Here is a 16,845-nt window from a genome sequence, read left to right on the forward strand (position 1 = left end):
TCCTTGTTGCAGCTTTTATTAGGTCGTTTGCTTTGCACGCTGCATGCTTTTATTCACTGGCAGGAGAAGTATAAAAAGCGCGCCACACACACTCACCGTGCAACAACACAGTATTTTGGCGATGAATTACGCCTGTTTATGGCAAAAGCCCAGGACAGTGGAAGCCACTTCACGGAAATGAAATCAGAAGGCGTCAGGCGTCGACGCAGGAGGAATAAAAAGAGAAGAATGTGAAACAGGTCGCTTGATTACATGAAAACGCCCGTAAAAAACTGCCGCTTTTGCGGGCATATGCCCAAAGCTAACACGATTCAGTTACTTTACACTGTGTACAGGTCGTGATTTTGCTTACTGGCAACGCAAGCAAACGAAAAGGTACCCTCCCGTAGGGGGGAGGGATTTACCTCAGGAAAGTAAAGTTCCCCAGTTTTCAACCCAGGGATTGGATTGGCTCTCCGGCTCCGGATGTTCGCTGGCGTCAATGAATAACATCTCCCCCACCCGCTGCGCGCTTTGCTCCTGCAACAGGGCATCAAACTGTTTGCCGCCATTACAGAAATTGGGGTAGCTGCTATCACCTAGCGCAATCACCCCGTAACGCAGGTTTGGTTGAAAACCGACTGTATCTTTAATGCCGTGAAAGAGCGGCGCAATGCTATCCGGTAGATCGCCCTGCCCGGTCGTCGAGGTAACGACCAGCGCAACCTTATCCTGATATTGCTGCCAGTCGGACAGTTCAGGATCTTCAAACACGGTCGCGCTGTGGCCCTGTCTGGCGAGGATCGCTTCCGCTTCTTCCGCCACCAGCAGTGAGTTGCCATACATGGTCCCGACAAAAATACCAATTTCCGCCATTATGCGTATCTCCCTGAATTATGCCTGATGAGTCTCATCCTGCCGGGACGCCGCCGTAAACTCAACCCTTTCATTGTCAGGGAGAAGTCCACGCCAGCCAAACTGTGTCAGCGCCTGCATCCAGGTTTCATCCAACCCGGCCTGAATCATCAACGGCTGTCCGGTGAAGGGGTGCGTCAGTTCAAGCCGACTGGCATGAAGCATCAGGCGACGACAGGCAAAATGCTCTGCGGCGCTGCGGTTTTGTCGCAAATCGCCATGCTTGCTGTCGCCGATGATAGGATGACGCAGATGCGCCAGATGACGACGAAGCTGGTGCTTGCGTCCCGTTTTTGGTTCCAGCTCAACCAGACCATAACGCGTGGTGGGATAACGTCCGGTCGGCACCGCCATTTCGACCGTCGCCAGTCCGCGATACTGCGTTACAGCCGGCTGGGGCGCTTTATCCTCGCGGGCGAATTTATCAGCAATTTTATCGCGCTCTTCCACCAGCGGATAATCCAGTACTGCGTCATCCATCAGCCAGCCGCGCACAATGGCATGGTAGCGTTTACGGATGTGGTGCTGCTCGAACTGCTGCGCCAGACGGCGTCCCGCTTCGCTGGACAGCCCCATTAACAGTACGCCCGACGTGGGTCTGTCGAGACGGTGGGCGGTAAAAACATGCTGGCCGATTTGGTCGCGCACCGTTTGCATGACCACGACTTTTTCGTCGCGATCCAGCCAGCTCCGGTGAACAAGCCAGCCTGCGGGTTTATTCACGGCAACCAGCCACTGGTCTTGATAGAGGATCTCCAGCATCAGGATTTATCGCGGACGAATAGCGCATCCAGATCCTGCAAAACCGCCAGGATCGCCTCCCTCTGCGGATGATCCGCCGCCAGCGCCATTTCATAATAAGGGGCGACGGCAAACGCCTCGGGCAGCGGCTGCGCATTATCAAGTAGGGTATGCATACGTGGGATCAATACCCATTGCAGCCATTCCAGCGGTTCCATGGTATCCATAAAAAATGGTTGGGTGCTGGTAAACAGGTGCGCCTGCGGCGCATCCAGCCGCCAGTGGCGATGCTCGCGCAGCAGCGTTTCAAGCGCATGTAACTGCTGACGCACACGGTCATGAGTCGTCATGTTAAAAACCTCAATGATGAAAATCTGGCGCGAAGAATAACAAAAAAAAGGGAGCACTGTATAAACAGTGCTCCCGGTTCGTTTCGCAGCATTCCAGCTACTTTTCGTGCTCCCTGCTCATCCGTGACAACTTTTCCTGTGACCTTACGGCCTGTTCATCCTGAACGTTTGCATCCTGCGCACATCGCCCGATGTGATAGCTTCTTCCTGAAGCGTCCCTGGTCATCCAGACCCGCCGAACATCCTGATCGGCTCTCGTTCTCCGTCCTGGAGGTGTCCTTTAACGCATCCTGCGCTTTCCACTTTGCTTCATCCTGAAGCCTTTCCTTGTAACACCATCCTGGCGTGTCCTGCTGAAGCGTCATCATCCTGACGTTCGCTTCGTTGTACGACTCCCTGTCGACGAAGATAGAATCGCCTGTTTCACCTTGTCTTACAAGACACCTACAGACAATACCTTAAGTAAATTTTCATATGAAAGTGCGCAAAAACATTTTAACAGGTTGTTTTATATAGACTTACATAAGAAAACGGGACTCAGTATCCGCTGATATCCTGGCGATCTCCTACAGACTTTGTAAGAGATCTCTCACACCTGTTAGGGCAAACGATTACAGAAGAGGATTAAGTTGCGTAAGGAATTCCGCAAGCGTTGCGGCAAGAACGGTACGATTGCGGGTGCCCAGCGTTTCTTTAATCACCTCGCCGGACAGATTACAGACCGAAATGACCTCAAGCTCATTTTCCTGCGTCGCAATAAAAAGCGTGGGAGGAAGCTTGAGCCGCTTTTGCGTGACCAGGTGGCCTATCAGATTTTCCTGCACGCGCCGAAAGTCATCCTGACTCCAGGTTTGCAGTAGCGTAAGCTTTTCATCCGCGAACTGCGCGGGCATGTCGCCAGCAAACTGCGTGGTGTAAAACGCGTGGAGCGCAGGTTGTACCATAATATCGAAGGCGCGTTCAACCGCGTTTACATTTTCTTCGCCTTCAAAAGGTTGCGGCTGCCAGTAAACGGCATCGCGGGTTGAAGAAATAATGCACGGAGAAGGTACGCCATACAGTTCTTCGCTCAACGGCCAGCTACCGTGTTTTTCTTGCCACGCGTCGCAGTAACGCGTCGTAAAGGCTTTCAATGCCTGCGCTGTCAGTTCGTCCACCAGTTTCTCTCTTCATAAAAGCCAGGATACACTTGGCGCATAGTGTATCTGGTTTATGACGGTGAAACATGTCTTCTTATGAAAACCATCAGGCTCTCGATGGCCTGACTCTCGGAAAATCAACGGATTACCGGGACAATTATGACGCCAGCCTGCTGCAGGGCGTACCACGCAGTTTGAATCGCGACCCGCTCGGATTAACAGCCGATAATTTGCCGTTCCACGGCGCGGATATCTGGACGTTGTATGAACTTTCCTGGCTTAACAGCCGTGGTCTTCCGCAGGTCGCCGTCGGGCATGTCGAACTGGATTACACCAGCGTTAATTTAATCGAATCCAAAAGCTTTAAACTGTATTTGAACAGCTTTAACCAGACGCGCTTTGACACCTGGGAGACGGTGCGCCAGACGCTGGAGCGCGATCTGCGCGCCTGCGCGCAGGGCAACGTTAGCGTGAGGCTTCATCGTCTTGATGAGCTGGAAGGACAGCCTGTCGCCCATTTCCACGGCGCCTGTATTGACGATCAGGATATCAGTATCGACAACTACCAGTTTACTACCGACTATCTGCAACATGCGGTCAGCGGCGAGAAGCAAGTAGAGGAGACGCTGGTCAGTCATCTGCTGAAATCCAACTGCCTGATCACCCACCAACCGGACTGGGGCTCAATACAAATTCAGTATCGCGGGCGCAAAATCGACAGGGAAAAACTGCTGCGTTATCTGGTCTCCTTCCGTCACCATAATGAATTTCACGAGCAGTGCGTAGAGCGTATTTTTAATGACATTCTGCGCTTCTGTCAGCCGGAAACGTTAAGCGTTTATGCGCGCTATACCCGCCGCGGCGGGCTGGACATTAATCCCTGGCGCAGCAATGCCGATTTTGTGCCCGCCACGGGCAGGCTGGCGCGTCAGTAATCTTTTTTGTCAATTTTGCGTGCCGGATTGCGCATGTAAGGTTGTGAAAGGTCATCAGCCAGGGCTATTGTAATCAACAGGGAATGGCGTGTTGCGTCCCATAAGGAGTTTACTTGATTACACATATTAGCCCGCTTGGCTCAATGGATATGTTGTCGCAACTGGAAGTGGACATGCTGAAACGCACGGCCAGTAGCGACCTGTATCAACTGTTTCGTAACTGTTCACTTGCCGTTCTTAACTCCGGCAGCCTGACCGACAACAGCAAAGAGCTGCTGTCCCGCTTTGAAAATTTCGATATTAACGTGCTGCGCCGCGAGCGCGGCGTGAAGCTGGAATTGATTAATCCGCCTGAAGACGCCTTTGTTGACGGGCGGATTATTCGTGCGCTACAGGCTAACCTGTTCGCGGTGCTGCGCGACATTCTCTTTGTGAATGGGCAGATCCATAATGCCGGTCGTTTCCAGCATCTGGATCTTGAAAGCTCAACACATATCACCAATCTGGTGTTCTCCATTTTGCGCAACGCCCGGGCGCTGCACGTCGGCGAAGCGCCAAACATGGTGGTATGCTGGGGCGGCCACTCAATTAACGAAAACGAGTACCTGTATGCCCGTCGCGTCGGCACACAGTTGGGATTACGCGAGCTGAACATCTGCACCGGCTGCGGCCCTGGGGCGATGGAAGCCCCCATGAAGGGCGCGGCGGTCGGTCACGCGCAGCAGCGTTATAAAGACAGCCGCTTTATCGGCATGACTGAACCTTCCATTATTGCGGCTGAACCGCCTAACCCGCTGGTGAACGAACTGATCATCATGCCGGATATCGAAAAACGCCTGGAAGCGTTCGTCCGTATCGCACACGGTATCATCATCTTCCCGGGCGGCGTGGGTACGGCGGAAGAGCTGCTTTATTTGCTGGGGATTCTGATGAATCCAGCCAATAAAAATCAGGTGCTGCCGCTGATCCTGACCGGACCAAAAGAGAGCGCCGATTACTTCCGCGTGCTGGATGAGTTTATTACCCATACGCTGGGCGAAGCGGCCCGCCGTCATTACCGCATCATCATTGACGATGCGGCGGAGGTAGCGCGGCTGATGAAGAAAGCGATGCCGCAAGTGAAAGAGAATCGCCGCGATACCGGCGACGCCTATAGTTTTAACTGGTCGATGCGTATTGCACCGGATCTGCAGGTGCCGTTTGAGCCGTCGCATGAGAATATGGCCAACCTGAAACTGTACCCGGATCAGCCGGTTGAAATTCTGGCGGCGGATCTGCGGCGCGCCTTCTCCGGTATTGTCGCGGGGAACGTGAAGGAGGTCGGGATACGCGCCATTGAAGCTAATGGTCCGTATAAAATCCACGGCGATCGAGAGATGATGCGTCGCATGGACGATCTGCTGCAGGGATTCGTCGCGCAGCATCGTATGAAATTGCCAGGTTCCGCCTACATCCCCTGTTACGAGATCTGCGCTTAGCGCTTATGCCCGGTTGCCGCCAGCAGCCGGGCGCTTCCCCCATTCCTTTCATTGCGGTATGGCGATTAACGTATGCCTTCATTTTTTATGATGTTCATCAGAGGCATAGCCCGCATTGTTTTATAAACACCATTTATAATTCACCATAAATAGATTGCCAGGCAAACGTTTACCTCACTCCTCTTACCGTGATTTATCGGTTCAAACTCTTATTCTTCGCCAGAATTCACTAAAAAACTTGATTTTTATAGTCAAACCTCCGTATCTTGCGCCCCAATCTTTCCGGCCTTATATCGTTAATGGTAGCCTTCGCGCCCGGAAATTCGTTATGACGTTTTTTTAATAGATTAATGGTCCAAATTTATCCATGTAAGAAGCGGATTATTGCATTTGAGATCGGGATCACTGATAGATTCATCACTTAAATGTATCTTTCCGCCCGAAAATTATTACGGCGAAAAATTATATAAAAAGCGTCCCTAAGCAGATTTCATTTTACGATCAGGTCTTTTTTCATTGGATTAGACCAGCAACCTGATTTTTAGCATCCTCCAGGAGAAATAGATGGAAACCACTCAGACCAGCACTATTGCTTCGATTGACTCTCGAAGCGCATGGCGCAAAACGGATACCATGTGGATGCTGGGCCTTTACGGCACGGCAATCGGCGCGGGCGTTCTGTTCCTGCCGATCAACGCAGGCGTCGGCGGCATGATTCCGCTCATCATCATGGCGATTCTCGCTTTCCCGATGACCTTTTTCGCACACCGTGGTTTAACCCGCTTCGTGCTGTCCGGTAAAAACCCGGGTGAAGACATCACTGAAGTCGTTGAGGAACACTTCGGTATCGGCGCAGGTAAACTGATTACCCTGCTCTACTTCTTCGCGATTTACCCCATCCTGCTGGTTTACAGCGTGGCGATTACTAATACCGTGGAAAGCTTCCTGACCCACCAGTTAGCGATTAATCCGCCGCCGCGGGCGATTCTTTCCCTGATCCTGATTGTTGGCATGATGACCATCGTGCGCTTCGGCGAGCAAATGATCGTTAAGGCGATGAGTATCCTGGTATTCCCGTTCGTCGCTGCGCTGATGCTGCTGGCCTTGTACCTGATCCCGCAGTGGAACGGCGCGGCGCTGGAAACGCTGTCCTTTGACTCCGCCGCGTCTACCGGTAACGGTCTGTGGATGACGCTGTGGCTGGCGATTCCGGTGATGGTTTTCTCTTTCAACCACTCCCCGATCATCTCCTCCTTCGCGGTTGCGAAGCGTGAAGAGTACGGTGAAGGCGCTGAGAAGAAATGTTCTAAAATTCTGGCCTTCGCCCACATCATGATGGTGCTAACCGTGATGTTCTTCGTCTTCAGCTGCGTGCTGAGCCTGACGCCGGCAGATCTGGCGGCAGCAAAAGAGCAGAACATCTCTATTCTGTCTTACCTGGCGAACCACTTTAACGCGCCGATCATCGCCTGGATGGCGCCGATCATTGCGATGATTGCTATCACCAAATCCTTCCTCGGCCACTACCTGGGCGCGCGTGAAGGCTTTAACGGTATGGTGATTAAATCGCTGCGTGGTAAAGGTAAATCCATCGAAATCAACAAACTGAATAAAATTACCGCGCTGTTCATGCTGGTCACCACCTGGATTGTGGCGACGCTGAACCCCAGCATCCTGGGCATGATTGAAACCCTGGGCGGCCCGATCATCGCGATGATTCTGTTCCTGATGCCGATGTATGCCATCCAGAAAGTACCGGCAATGCGTAAGTACAGCGGTCATATCAGCAACGTATTCGTTGTGATTATGGGCCTGATTGCCATCTCCGCTATTTTCTACTCACTGTTCAGCTAAGTCCTTTAGCGCCGCTTACCGCGGCGCTTCTCTATGATACAACCGCAATGGATGCCCTATGATTAGCGTATTCGATATTTTTAAAATCGGCATTGGCCCTTCCAGTTCTCACACCGTCGGACCAATGAAAGCAGGCAAGCAGTTCACGGACGATCTGATTGCCCGCCATATCCTTACAGATGTCACCCGCGTCGTGGTGGATGTCTACGGCTCGCTGTCATTGACGGGTAAAGGCCACCACACTGATATCGCCATTATTATGGGCCTGGCGGGGAATCTGCCGGACACCGTCGATATCGACGCCATTCCGTCCTTTATCCAGGATGTGAACACCCATGGGCGTTTACTACTGGCCAATGGGCAGCATGAAGTCGAATTTCCGGTCGATAAGTGCATGAATTTCCACGCCGACAACCTGTCTCTGCATGAAAACGGGATGCGTATTACCGCGCTGGCGGGCGATAAGGTGCTCTACAGCCAAACCTACTACTCCATTGGCGGTGGCTTTATCGTCGATGAAGAGCACTTTGGTTTGACGAATAGCGAACCTGTTAACGTGCCGTACCCTTACAAAACCGCCGCGGATTTACAGCGTCACTGCCAGGAGACGGGTCTGTCGCTCTCCGGTCTGATGATGCAAAACGAACTGGCTCTGCACAGTAAAGAAGCGCTGGAGCAGCACTTCGCCAGGGTCTGGGAGGTAATGCGCAGCGGTATTGAGCGCGGTATCACCACCGAGGGCGTATTGCCGGGCAAACTGCGCGTTCCGCGTCGCGCGGCGGCGCTGCGTCGGGTGCTGGTCAGTCAGGATAAGACCACCACCGATCCGATGGCGGTCGTCGACTGGATCAATATGTTCGCGCTGGCGGTGAACGAAGAGAATGCCGCAGGCGGACGAGTAGTCACTGCGCCGACTAACGGCGCATGTGGTATTGTTCCGGCGGTGCTGGCGTACTATGACAAGTTTATCCGCGAAGTAAATGCTAACTCACTTGCTCGCTATATGCTGGTCGCCAGCGCGATTGGCTCGCTGTATAAGATGAACGCCTCTATTTCCGGCGCCGAAGTGGGTTGTCAGGGAGAGGTCGGCGTGGCCTGTTCCATGGCGGCAGCGGGTCTGGCCGAGCTGCTGGGCGGTAGTCCGGCGCAGGTGTGTATCGCCGCAGAAATCGCCATGGAGCATAATCTGGGGTTAACTTGCGATCCGGTTGCCGGTCAGGTACAGGTTCCCTGCATTGAGCGTAACGCGATTGCTTCAGTCAAAGCAGTCAACGCCGCGCGTATGGCGCTGCGCCGTACCAGCGAACCGCGTGTATGCCTCGATAAAGTGATTGAGACCATGTACGAAACCGGTAAAGACATGAACGCTAAGTACCGCGAAACTTCGCGCGGCGGCCTGGCGATGAAGATCGTTACCTGCGATTAATTCTCAGCACATTTTAGGATCTGTAGGCCGGATAAGGCGCTCGTCGCCATCCGGCTTTGTTGCCTGATGTCGCTTCGCTTATCAGGCCTACGGATAGCGCTATTTCGCAATGCTCGCCTCCCCCCGCCGTGAATGTTACCCTACGCGCAGGTTTGTAAGGGAGAACACCGTGGCTGCTCATCTGCTTATCGTCGACGCGCTCAATTTGATTCGCCGTATTCACGCCGTTCAGGGATCGCCCTGTGTGGAAACCTGCCAACACGCGCTCGATCAATTGATTATCCACAGCCAGCCAACCCATGCCGTAGCGGTATTTGATGACGACGCGCGCAGCAGCGGCTGGCGTCATCAGCGTTTGCCGGACTACAAAGCAGGACGTCCGCCGATGCCTGACGATTTACATAATGAAATGCCCGCCCTACGCGCCGCGTTTGAACAGCGCGGCGTACGCTGTTGGGCATCAGACGGTAACGAAGCGGACGATCTGGCGGCGACGCTGGCGCTAAAAGTTACCGAAGCCGGACACCAGGCAACCATTGTGTCAACCGATAAAGGCTATTGCCAGTTGCTCTCTCCGGGATTGCGCATTCGCGACTACTTCCAGAAACGCTGGCTGGACGCGCCATTTATTGAAAAAGAGTTTGGCGTACTTCCCCGGCAGTTGCCGGATTACTGGGGTCTGGCAGGAATCAGCAGTTCGAAAGTCCCCGGCGTTGCCGGTATCGGCCCCAAAAGCGCGACCCAGCTGTTGATTCAGTTTCAAAATCTGGAGGGAATTTACGCCCATCTGGACGAGGTGCCGGAAAAGTGGCGCAAAAAGCTTGAGACGCATAAAGAAATGGCATTTCTCTGCCGCGATATTGCACGTCTGCAAACCGATTTACATATCGACGGAAACTTACAGCAGCTACGGCTGGCGCGGTAGTTTTGTTGCCGGATGGCGGCGTGAACGCCTTATCCTGCCTACAGGACTGCACGAAATGTAGAGCGGATAAGCGCAGCGCCATCCGGCAAAATTACCAGGCGATATGATACAGTTCGACAATGTCCGCCAGACTCGCTTCACGCGGATTGCCGCCCGTACAGACATCATCGAACGCCGCCTGCGCCAGCGCCGGGATATCCTCTTTTCGAACGCCGACATCACGCAAATGCAGCGGAATTCCCACATCGCGATTTAACGCAAATACGGCTTCCACTGCGGCATTACGCGCCTCTTCAAGGCTCAATCCTTCTACCTTCACCCCCATCGCCCGGGCGATATCACGGAATTTCTCGTTGGTAGACCCGGCATTGAAACGCATCACATGCGGAAGCAAAATAGCATTCGCGACGCCGTGCGGCGTGTTGTAAAACGCGCCCAGCGGATGCGCCATCCCATGCACCAGTCCCAGCCCCACATTGGAAAACCCCATCCCGGCAACGTATTGCCCCAGCGCCATCGCCTCACCGGCCTCTTTTTCTCCGGCTACGGCGCCGCGCAGCGCGCCAGCAATAATCTCAATGGCTTTGATATGTAATGCATCCGTCAGCGCCCATGCGGCCCGGGTAATATAGCCTTCAATAGCATGGGTTAGCGCATCCACGCCCGTTGCCGCTTTCAGCGCGGGCGGCATACCGTCCATCATATCGGCATCGATAAATGCCGCCTGCGGAATATCATGTGGATCGACACAAACGAATTTGCGCCGTTTCTCTTCATCGGTAATCACATAATTGATAGTGACTTCCGCCGCGGTTCCCGCCGTTGTCGGGATCGCCATAATCGGCACGCTGGGTTTACGGGTCGGCGATAGCCCTTCCAGACTGCGCACATCGGCAAATTCCGGATTGTTACTGATAATACCGATCGCTTTGCAGGTATCCTGCGGAGAACCGCCGCCAATGGCGATGAGATAGTCCGCGCCGCTTTGGGTAAAGACCTTAAGCCCTTCCTGGACAACGGAAATCGTAGGATTAGGGATCACGCCCGCATAGATTTCCCACGCCAGCCCTGCGGCATCCATTCTGCTTGTCACTTTATCGACCACACCGCATTGCACCAGCGTTTTATCGGTAACAATCAGCGCTTTATGATAACCGCGGCGCGTCACCTCATCGGTTAATGCGTCCACCGCTCCCCGGCCAAACCATGCCGTTTCATTCAGAATCATTCTGTTCGCCATCGCCTGTCTCCTGACATCACTCTTCAATACGTAATCCGTAAGTTTTAAATTTCTCCAGTACGATAGCGATCGCCTCGTCATCCAGTACCGGTACCGGATCGACAATGGCCAGCGTACTTAAATAGAGCTGCGCCAGCACTTCCACTTCATGCGCCAGCCACAATGCTTTGTCTAAATTTTCTTCACAAGCGATAAGCCCGTGATGCTGTAACAGCGTCGCTTTACGATTTTTAAGCGCCACGGCAACATGGTCAGAAAGTTCGCGGGTGCCAAAAGTGGCGTAGGGCGCGCAGGGAATAGAGTTTCCACCCGCGGCGGCAATCATGTAGTGAATCGCCGGAATCGGGCGATTCAGGATCGAGACTGCCGTACAATGGACAGCGTGGTTATGTACCACAGCATTGGCGTCAGGGCGCGTCTGGTATGCCGCCATATGAAAACGCCACTCGCTGGAAGGCAGCTTGCCCTGCTCATGCTGACCGTCAGCATCAATAAAAACAATGTGCGACTCTGTCAGCTTCTCGTAGGGGATCCCCGTCGGCGTAATCAGCATTCCGCCCTGATAACGTACGCTCACGTTACCTGCCGTCCCCTGATTTAACCCTAACCGCGTCATTTCCAGACAGGTATCAATAATCTGCCGCGCCAGTCTATTTCGTTCCATTATTTACCTCTCTCTGTGATTCAAAATGAGACAACAAAACCGCCTTTCGCATCGCGCTGCTGTCCTGTTGAAATAATCGAATAGTTAGCAACTATCATCATACTGAATAAAGAGAAGGGAATTTAAATAACGATATTTTGTGATTCACATCAATTAATTCGCCACGATAAACCAGACGACTACCGTTTCTCTCGCCGATAAATGCCCGCTCTTAATAATATTTTTTAAAACGGGCAAAAATGAAGAATAAGTTACTACTGCCCGTTTTCGTGGCAATAATTTAATTCGGGCATTCAGTCTGTGGTTTTTTAAATTAAACATCTCAAACGGTCATTTTTTTATGGAAATTAAAGTGATGATAATCACAGAACGCTCTGCTCTCAGGTATAAATGTGACCGCCATCATATTAAAAGGCCTTTTTTATTTGAAAATGAATCCATGAGTTCATTCCGGACGCCAATTTATTACCGGAAAGAAAAGCGAACTCACCTAATTTTACGGTCTGGTGACCAGAACCGACCGCACGCAAAAGCTTCTGAACCGATGAGGATGCTATGGGAAACACAACAATACAAACGCAGAGTTTTCGTGCTGTGGATGCAGAGCAAAGCAAGAGCAAGCGCTACATTATTCCATTCGCCTTACTTTGCTCGCTATTTTTTCTGTGGGCCGTCGCCAATAATCTGAATGACATTTTATTACCGCAGTTTCAACAAGCTTTTACGCTAACTAACTTTCAGGCCGGGCTTATTCAGTCAGCGTTTTATTTCGGTTATTTCGTCATTCCAATCCCCGCTGGGATTTTGATGAAAAAACTCAGTTATAAAGCAGGGATTATCACCGGGCTTTTTTTGTATGCTGTTGGCGCCGCATTATTCTGGCCTGCCGCCGAGATAATGAATTACACATTATTTTTAATTGGCCTGTTTATCATCGCCGCCGGTTTAGGCTGCCTTGAAACTGCAGCCAACCCTTTTGTTACGGTATTAGGTCCAGAAAGCGGCGGACATTTCCGGCTTAATCTGGCGCAAACTTTTAACTCCTTTGGCGCTATTATCGCCGTTGTGTTTGGGCAAAGCCTTATTTTGTCTAACGTGCCGCATCAATCGCAAGCAGCGCTTGATAAAATGACGCCGGATCAGCTTAGCGCCTATAAACACAGCCTGGTGTTATCGGTACAAACGCCATACATGATTATCGTCGCCATCGTATTAGTAGTTGCGCTGCTGATTATGCTGACCAAATTTCCGGCCCTGCAAAGTGACGATCATAGCGATGCTAAACAAAGCTCTTTCTTATCTTCTCTCTCCCGACTCATCCGTATCCGCCACTGGCGCTGGGCGGTGCTGGCGCAGTTCTGCTATGTGGGGGCGCAAACCGCCTGCTGGAGCTATCTGATCCGCTACGCCATTGAGGAGATCCCTGGAATGACGCCCGGTTTCGCCGCCAACTACCTGACCGGCACGATGGTGTGCTTCTTTATCGGCCGTTTCACCGGAACCTGGCTTATCAGCCGCTTCGCGCCGCATAAAGTGCTGGCCGCCTATGCCCTGTTTGCCATGCTCCTGTGTCTGATTTCCGCCTTTAGCGGCGGACATATCGGCCTGCTGGCTCTGACGTTGTGTAGCGCATTTATGTCAATCCAGTACCCGACCATCTTCTCGCTGGGTATCAAAAATCTGGGACAGGACACTAAGTACGGCTCGTCTTTTATCGTCATGACCATCATTGGCGGCGGTATTGTTACGCCAGTAATGGGTTTCGTTAGCGACGCTGCAGGCAAAATCCCGACCGCCGAACTGGTTCCGGCATTGTGTTTTGCCGTCATCTTCATTTTTGCCCGTTTCCGTTCACAAGCGGCGACAAACTGAACATTTATCCGAATAACGTGAGGAATCTGTCATGAAAAAAATCAGCTTACCGAAAATCGGTATCCGCCCGGTGATTGATGGACGTCGTATGGGCGTACGCGAGTCGCTCGAAGAGCAAACCATGAACATGGCGAAAGCGACGGCGGCGCTCATCACCGAGAAAATCCGCCACGCCTGCGGGGCACAGGTGGAGTGCGTCATTGCGGATACCTGTATTGCCGGAATGGCGGAATCCGCCGCCTGTGAAGAAAAATTCAGTAGCCAGAACGTGGGCGTGACCATTACCGTTACGCCGTGTTGGTGCTATGGCAGCGAAACCATTGATATGGACCCGATGCGTCCGAAAGCCATCTGGGGCTTTAACGGCACAGAGCGTCCTGGGGCGGTTTACCTTGCCGCGGCGCTGGCGGCGCACAGCCAGAAAGGCATTCCGGCGTTCTCCATTTATGGCCATGACGTGCAGGATGCCGACGATACCTCCATTCCTGCCGACGTCGAAGAAAAACTGCTGCGTTTTGCGCGGGCAGGGTTAGCGGTTGCCAGTATGAAAGGCAAAAGCTACCTCTCCGTCGGCGGCGTGTCGATGGGGATCGCGGGTTCCATTGTCGATCATAACTTCTTCGAATCCTGGCTGGGCATGAAGGTGCAAGCGGTAGATATGACCGAACTGCGCCGCCGTATCGATCAAAAAATTTATGATGAGGCCGAACTGGAGATGGCGCTGGCGTGGGCGGATAAAAACTTCCGCTACGGCGAAGATCAGAACGCCTCGCAGTATAAGCGCAATGAAGCCCAGAACCGCGCGGTGTTAAAAGAGAGCCTGCTGATGGCGATGTGTATTCGCGACATGATGCAGGGCAACAAGACGCTGGCGGACAAAGGGTTAGTTGAAGAATCGCAGGGCTACAACGCCATTGCCGCCGGCTTCCAGGGTCAGCGCCACTGGACCGATCAATACCCGAACGGCGATACCGCCGAAGCGCTGCTCAATAGTTCTTTTGACTGGAACGGCGTACGCGAACCGTTTGTCGTCGCCACCGAAAATGACAGTCTGAACGGCGTAGCGATGCTGTTTGGCCATCAACTCACCGGTACCGCGCAGATATTCGCCGACGTGCGAACCTACTGGTCGCCGGAAGCCGTAGAACGCGTCACCGGCCAGGCGCTTAGCGGCCTGGCGGAGCACGGCATTATTCACCTGATTAACTCCGGTTCTGCCGCTCTGGACGGTGCCTGTAAACAGCGCGACAGCGAAGGCAAGCCGACCATGAAACCGCACTGGGAAATCAGCCAACAAGAGGCGGATGCGTGTCTGGCGGCCACTGAATGGTGCCCGGCGATTCACGAATACTTCCGCGGCGGCGGCTACTCATCCCGTTTCCTGACCGAAGGCGGCGTGCCATTCACCATGACCCGCGTGAATATCATCAAAGGCCTGGGACCAGTACTGCAAATCGCCGAGGGCTGGAGCGTCGAACTGCCGAAAGCGATGCACGATCAGCTTGATGCCCGCACCAACTCTACCTGGCCTACCACCTGGTTTGCGCCGCGTCTTACCGGCAAAGGCCCGTTTACCGATGTCTATTCGGTGATGGCGAACTGGGGCGCTAACCACGGCGTACTCACCATCGGCCATGTAGGGGCGGACTTTATTACTCTCGCCGCGATGCTGCGTATCCCGGTATGTATGCACAACGTGGAGGAGGCGAAGATCTACCGTCCTTCCGCCTGGGCGGCTCACGGTATGGATATCGAAGGCCAGGATTATCGTGCCTGCCAGAATTATGGCCCGCTGTATAAACGTTAATGCGGCTTAGCCCGGTGGCGCAGGCTTACCGGGCCTACGGGCGCGTGAACCGTAGGCCGGATAAGCGTAGCGCCATCGGGCGGCGTTTATGGAGTTATCTATGAAACAAGACGTTATCCTGGTTCTCGACTGCGGTGCGACTAACGTTCGGGCGATCGCCGTTGATCGCCTGGGGAAAATTGTCGCCCGCGCCTCAACCGCTAACGCCAGCGACATTGCCGCAGAAAATAGCACCTGGCATCAGTGGTCGCTGGACGCCATCCTGCAACGTTTCGCCGATTGTTGCAGGTCACTTTCCAGCGCCCTGTCGGAGTGTGTTGTTCGCGGTATTACGGTGACTACGTTCGGCGTCGATGGCGCGCTGGTCGATGCGCAGGGCGAGCTGCTCTACCCGGTCATCAGTTGGAAATGCCCGCGAACCGCTGCCGTGATGGAAACGATTGAGCGCTCTATCTCGCCCCGGCAATTGCAGACGCTCTCCGGCGTCGGCGCGTTCAGCTTTAACACGCTGTATAAACTGGTCTGGCTTAAAGAGAATCATCCGCGCCTGCTGGAACAAGCTCACTGCTGGCTGTTTATCTCGTCGCTGATTAACCACCGTCTGACCGGCGAGTTTACGACCGATATCACTATGGCAGGCACCAGCCAGCTACTGGATATCCATCAGCGCGACTTTAGTCCGGAAATCCTGCAGGCGACGGGCCTGGCGCGCCGCCTGTTCCCGCGTATCGTGGAAGCGGGCGCCCAGATAGGCACGCTACAGACAGACGCGGCCAGGCTACTCGGTCTCCCGGCGGGTGTGCCGGTGATCTCTGCCGGACACGATACTCAGTTCGCGTTATTCGGCGCTGGCGCGCAGCAAGGTGAACCGGTGCTCTCCTCAGGAACATGGGAGATTCTGATGGTGCGCAGCGGTCAGGTGGATACCTCGCTGCTCAGCCAGTATCCAGGCTCGACCTGTGAACTGGACAGTCAGTCGGGGCTTTATAACCCCGGAATGCAGTGGCTGGCCTCCGGCGTACTCGAATGGGTACGAAAACTGCTGTGGACGCCGGAAACGCCATGGCAAACGCTGATCGACGAAGCGCGCGCTATTCCCGCTGGCGCGGAAGGCGTGCGGATGCAGTGCGATCTGCTTGCCTGCCAAAATGCAGGCTGGCAGGGCGTGACGCTCAATACCACCCGCGGCCATTTCTATCGCGCCGCGCTGGAAGGCCTGACGGCGCAACTGCAACGTAATCTGCGCACGCTGGAGAAAATCGGCCATTTTAACGCCACAGAACTGTTACTGGTTGGCGGCGGCAGTCGCAACGCTTTATGGAATCAAATTAAAGCGAATCAGCTTGCTCTCCCTATCAAGGTGCTGGACGACGCGGAAACCACCGTGGCCGGCGCTGCCATGTTTGGCTGGTACGGCGTAGGCGAATTTAATAGCCCGGAACAGGCGCGTGCGCAGGTCAATTATCAGTATCGCTATTTCTGGCCGCAAACCGAACCTGAAATTATTGAGGGAGTATGAA

General features: G+C 53.6%; 14 protein-coding genes. 8 read left to right on the top strand and 6 right to left on the bottom strand.

Annotated elements, in window-relative coordinates; all coding sequences use genetic code 11:
- Positions 1 to 405: 405 nt before the first annotated feature.
- The 4 genes from J4645_RS11170 to syd form a co-directional block, all read right to left on the bottom strand.
- The gene (locus J4645_RS11170; protein ID WP_000807739.1) at positions 406 to 855 is read right to left on the bottom strand and encodes a flavodoxin; all 450 of its coding nucleotides are present in this window, start codon (positions 853 to 855) and stop codon (positions 406 to 408) included.
- 18 nt (positions 856 to 873) lie between these two features.
- The gene (gene truC, locus J4645_RS11175; RefSeq protein ID WP_000890034.1) at positions 874 to 1,656 is read right to left on the bottom strand and encodes a tRNA pseudouridine(65) synthase TruC; all 783 of its coding nucleotides are present in this window, start codon (positions 1,654 to 1,656) and stop codon (positions 874 to 876) included.
- Complete coding sequence (locus J4645_RS11180) at positions 1,656 to 1,985, bottom strand: YqcC family protein (protein ID WP_000207010.1); 330 nt, start codon at positions 1,983 to 1,985, stop codon at positions 1,656 to 1,658. Before J4645_RS11180 ends, truC begins: the two co-directional genes overlap by 1 nt.
- Before the next feature lie 611 nt (positions 1,986 to 2,596).
- A complete protein-coding gene (gene syd / locus J4645_RS11185) occupies positions 2,597 to 3,142 on the bottom strand; it encodes a SecY-interacting protein (RefSeq protein ID WP_000343990.1) in 546 nt (181 codons plus the stop codon).
- A gap of 68 nt (positions 3,143 to 3,210) precedes the next feature.
- Here syd and queF point away from each other — a divergent pair, with 68 nt between their 5' ends.
- From queF to xni, 5 genes are all read left to right on the top strand, one after another.
- A complete protein-coding gene (gene queF, locus J4645_RS11190; protein ID WP_023214389.1) occupies positions 3,211 to 4,059 on the top strand; it encodes an NADPH-dependent 7-cyano-7-deazaguanine reductase QueF in 849 nt (282 codons plus the stop codon).
- A gap of 113 nt (positions 4,060 to 4,172) precedes the next feature.
- Positions 4,173 to 5,537, top strand: coding sequence for a nucleotide 5'-monophosphate nucleosidase PpnN (ppnN, locus tag J4645_RS11195; RefSeq protein WP_000627973.1), 1,365 nt, complete (start codon positions 4,173 to 4,175; stop codon positions 5,535 to 5,537).
- Between the two features lie 564 nt (positions 5,538 to 6,101).
- Complete coding sequence (sdaC, locus tag J4645_RS11200; protein ID WP_000450462.1) at positions 6,102 to 7,391, top strand: HAAAP family serine/threonine permease SdaC; 1,290 nt, start codon at positions 6,102 to 6,104, stop codon at positions 7,389 to 7,391.
- 58 nt (positions 7,392 to 7,449) lie between these two features.
- On the top strand, positions 7,450 to 8,817 hold the full coding sequence (sdaB, locus tag J4645_RS11205) for an L-serine ammonia-lyase II (protein WP_000626384.1): 1,368 nt from the start codon (positions 7,450 to 7,452) through the stop codon (positions 8,815 to 8,817).
- A gap of 169 nt (positions 8,818 to 8,986) precedes the next feature.
- The gene (xni, locus tag J4645_RS11210; RefSeq protein WP_001519360.1) at positions 8,987 to 9,742 is read left to right on the top strand and encodes a flap endonuclease Xni; all 756 of its coding nucleotides are present in this window, start codon (positions 8,987 to 8,989) and stop codon (positions 9,740 to 9,742) included.
- 91 nt (positions 9,743 to 9,833) lie between these two features.
- Here the strand turns inward: xni and fucO are convergent, their stop codons facing one another.
- Both fucO and fucA read right to left on the bottom strand, forming a co-directional pair.
- Entirely contained in the window at positions 9,834 to 10,982 is a 1,149-nt protein-coding gene (gene fucO / locus J4645_RS11215) for a lactaldehyde reductase (RefSeq protein WP_000013562.1), read from the bottom strand.
- A 16-nt stretch (positions 10,983 to 10,998) separates the two neighbouring features.
- Positions 10,999 to 11,646: an L-fuculose-phosphate aldolase gene (gene fucA, locus J4645_RS11220; RefSeq protein ID WP_000440828.1), complete on the bottom strand. Its 648-nt coding sequence runs from the start codon at positions 11,644 to 11,646 to the stop codon at positions 10,999 to 11,001.
- Between the two features lie 555 nt (positions 11,647 to 12,201).
- Between fucA and fucP the strand changes: the two genes are divergently transcribed.
- The 3 genes from fucP (at position 12,202) to fucK (ending at position 16,844) form a co-directional block, all read left to right on the top strand.
- Positions 12,202 to 13,518 carry an L-fucose:H+ symporter permease gene (gene fucP / locus J4645_RS11225; RefSeq protein ID WP_023214390.1) on the top strand — a complete coding sequence of 439 codons (1,317 nt, stop codon included), beginning with the start codon at positions 12,202 to 12,204 and terminating at the stop codon, positions 13,516 to 13,518.
- 31 nt (positions 13,519 to 13,549) lie between these two features.
- Positions 13,550 to 15,325, top strand: a complete 1,776-nt coding sequence (gene fucI, locus J4645_RS11230; protein WP_023214391.1) for an L-fucose isomerase — start codon at positions 13,550 to 13,552, stop codon at positions 15,323 to 15,325.
- Positions 15,326 to 15,425: 100 nt separating this feature from the next.
- Positions 15,426 to 16,844 (top strand): L-fuculokinase, encoded by a 1,419-nt coding sequence (gene fucK, locus J4645_RS11235; RefSeq protein WP_023214392.1) that lies wholly within the window; start codon positions 15,426 to 15,428, stop codon positions 16,842 to 16,844.
- The last annotated feature ends 1 nt before the right edge of the window (position 16,845 follow it).

The sequence above is a fragment of the Salmonella sp. 32082101201600294FB01SM01 genome (genome assembly GCF_017572865.1).
In the GTDB taxonomy this organism is placed as follows: Bacteria; Pseudomonadota; Gammaproteobacteria; order Enterobacterales; family Enterobacteriaceae; genus Salmonella; species Salmonella enterica.

Bases quoted from the DNA above. Each gene is read 5' to 3' on its own strand.
- J4645_RS11170 (WP_000807739.1), bottom strand. From the start codon at position 855: ATGGCGGAAATTGGTATTTTTGTCGGGACCATGTATGGCAACTCACTG.
- truC (WP_000890034.1), bottom strand. From the start codon at position 1,656: ATGCTGGAGATCCTCTATCAAGACCAGTGGCTGGTTGCCGTGAATAAA.
- J4645_RS11180 (WP_000207010.1), bottom strand. From the start codon at position 1,985: ATGACGACTCATGACCGTGTGCGTCAGCAGTTACATGCGCTTGAAACG.
- queF (WP_023214389.1), top strand. From the start codon at position 3,211: ATGTCTTCTTATGAAAACCATCAGGCTCTCGATGGCCTGACTCTCGGA.
- sdaC (WP_000450462.1), top strand. From the start codon at position 6,102: ATGGAAACCACTCAGACCAGCACTATTGCTTCGATTGACTCTCGAAGC.
- sdaB (WP_000626384.1), top strand. From the start codon at position 7,450: ATGATTAGCGTATTCGATATTTTTAAAATCGGCATTGGCCCTTCCAGT.
- fucO (WP_000013562.1), bottom strand. From the start codon at position 10,982: ATGGCGAACAGAATGATTCTGAATGAAACGGCATGGTTTGGCCGGGGA.
- fucA (WP_000440828.1), bottom strand. From the start codon at position 11,646: ATGGAACGAAATAGACTGGCGCGGCAGATTATTGATACCTGTCTGGAA.
- fucP (WP_023214390.1), top strand. From the start codon at position 12,202: ATGGGAAACACAACAATACAAACGCAGAGTTTTCGTGCTGTGGATGCA.
- fucI (WP_023214391.1), top strand. From the start codon at position 13,550: ATGAAAAAAATCAGCTTACCGAAAATCGGTATCCGCCCGGTGATTGAT.
- fucK (WP_023214392.1), top strand. From the start codon at position 15,426: ATGAAACAAGACGTTATCCTGGTTCTCGACTGCGGTGCGACTAACGTT.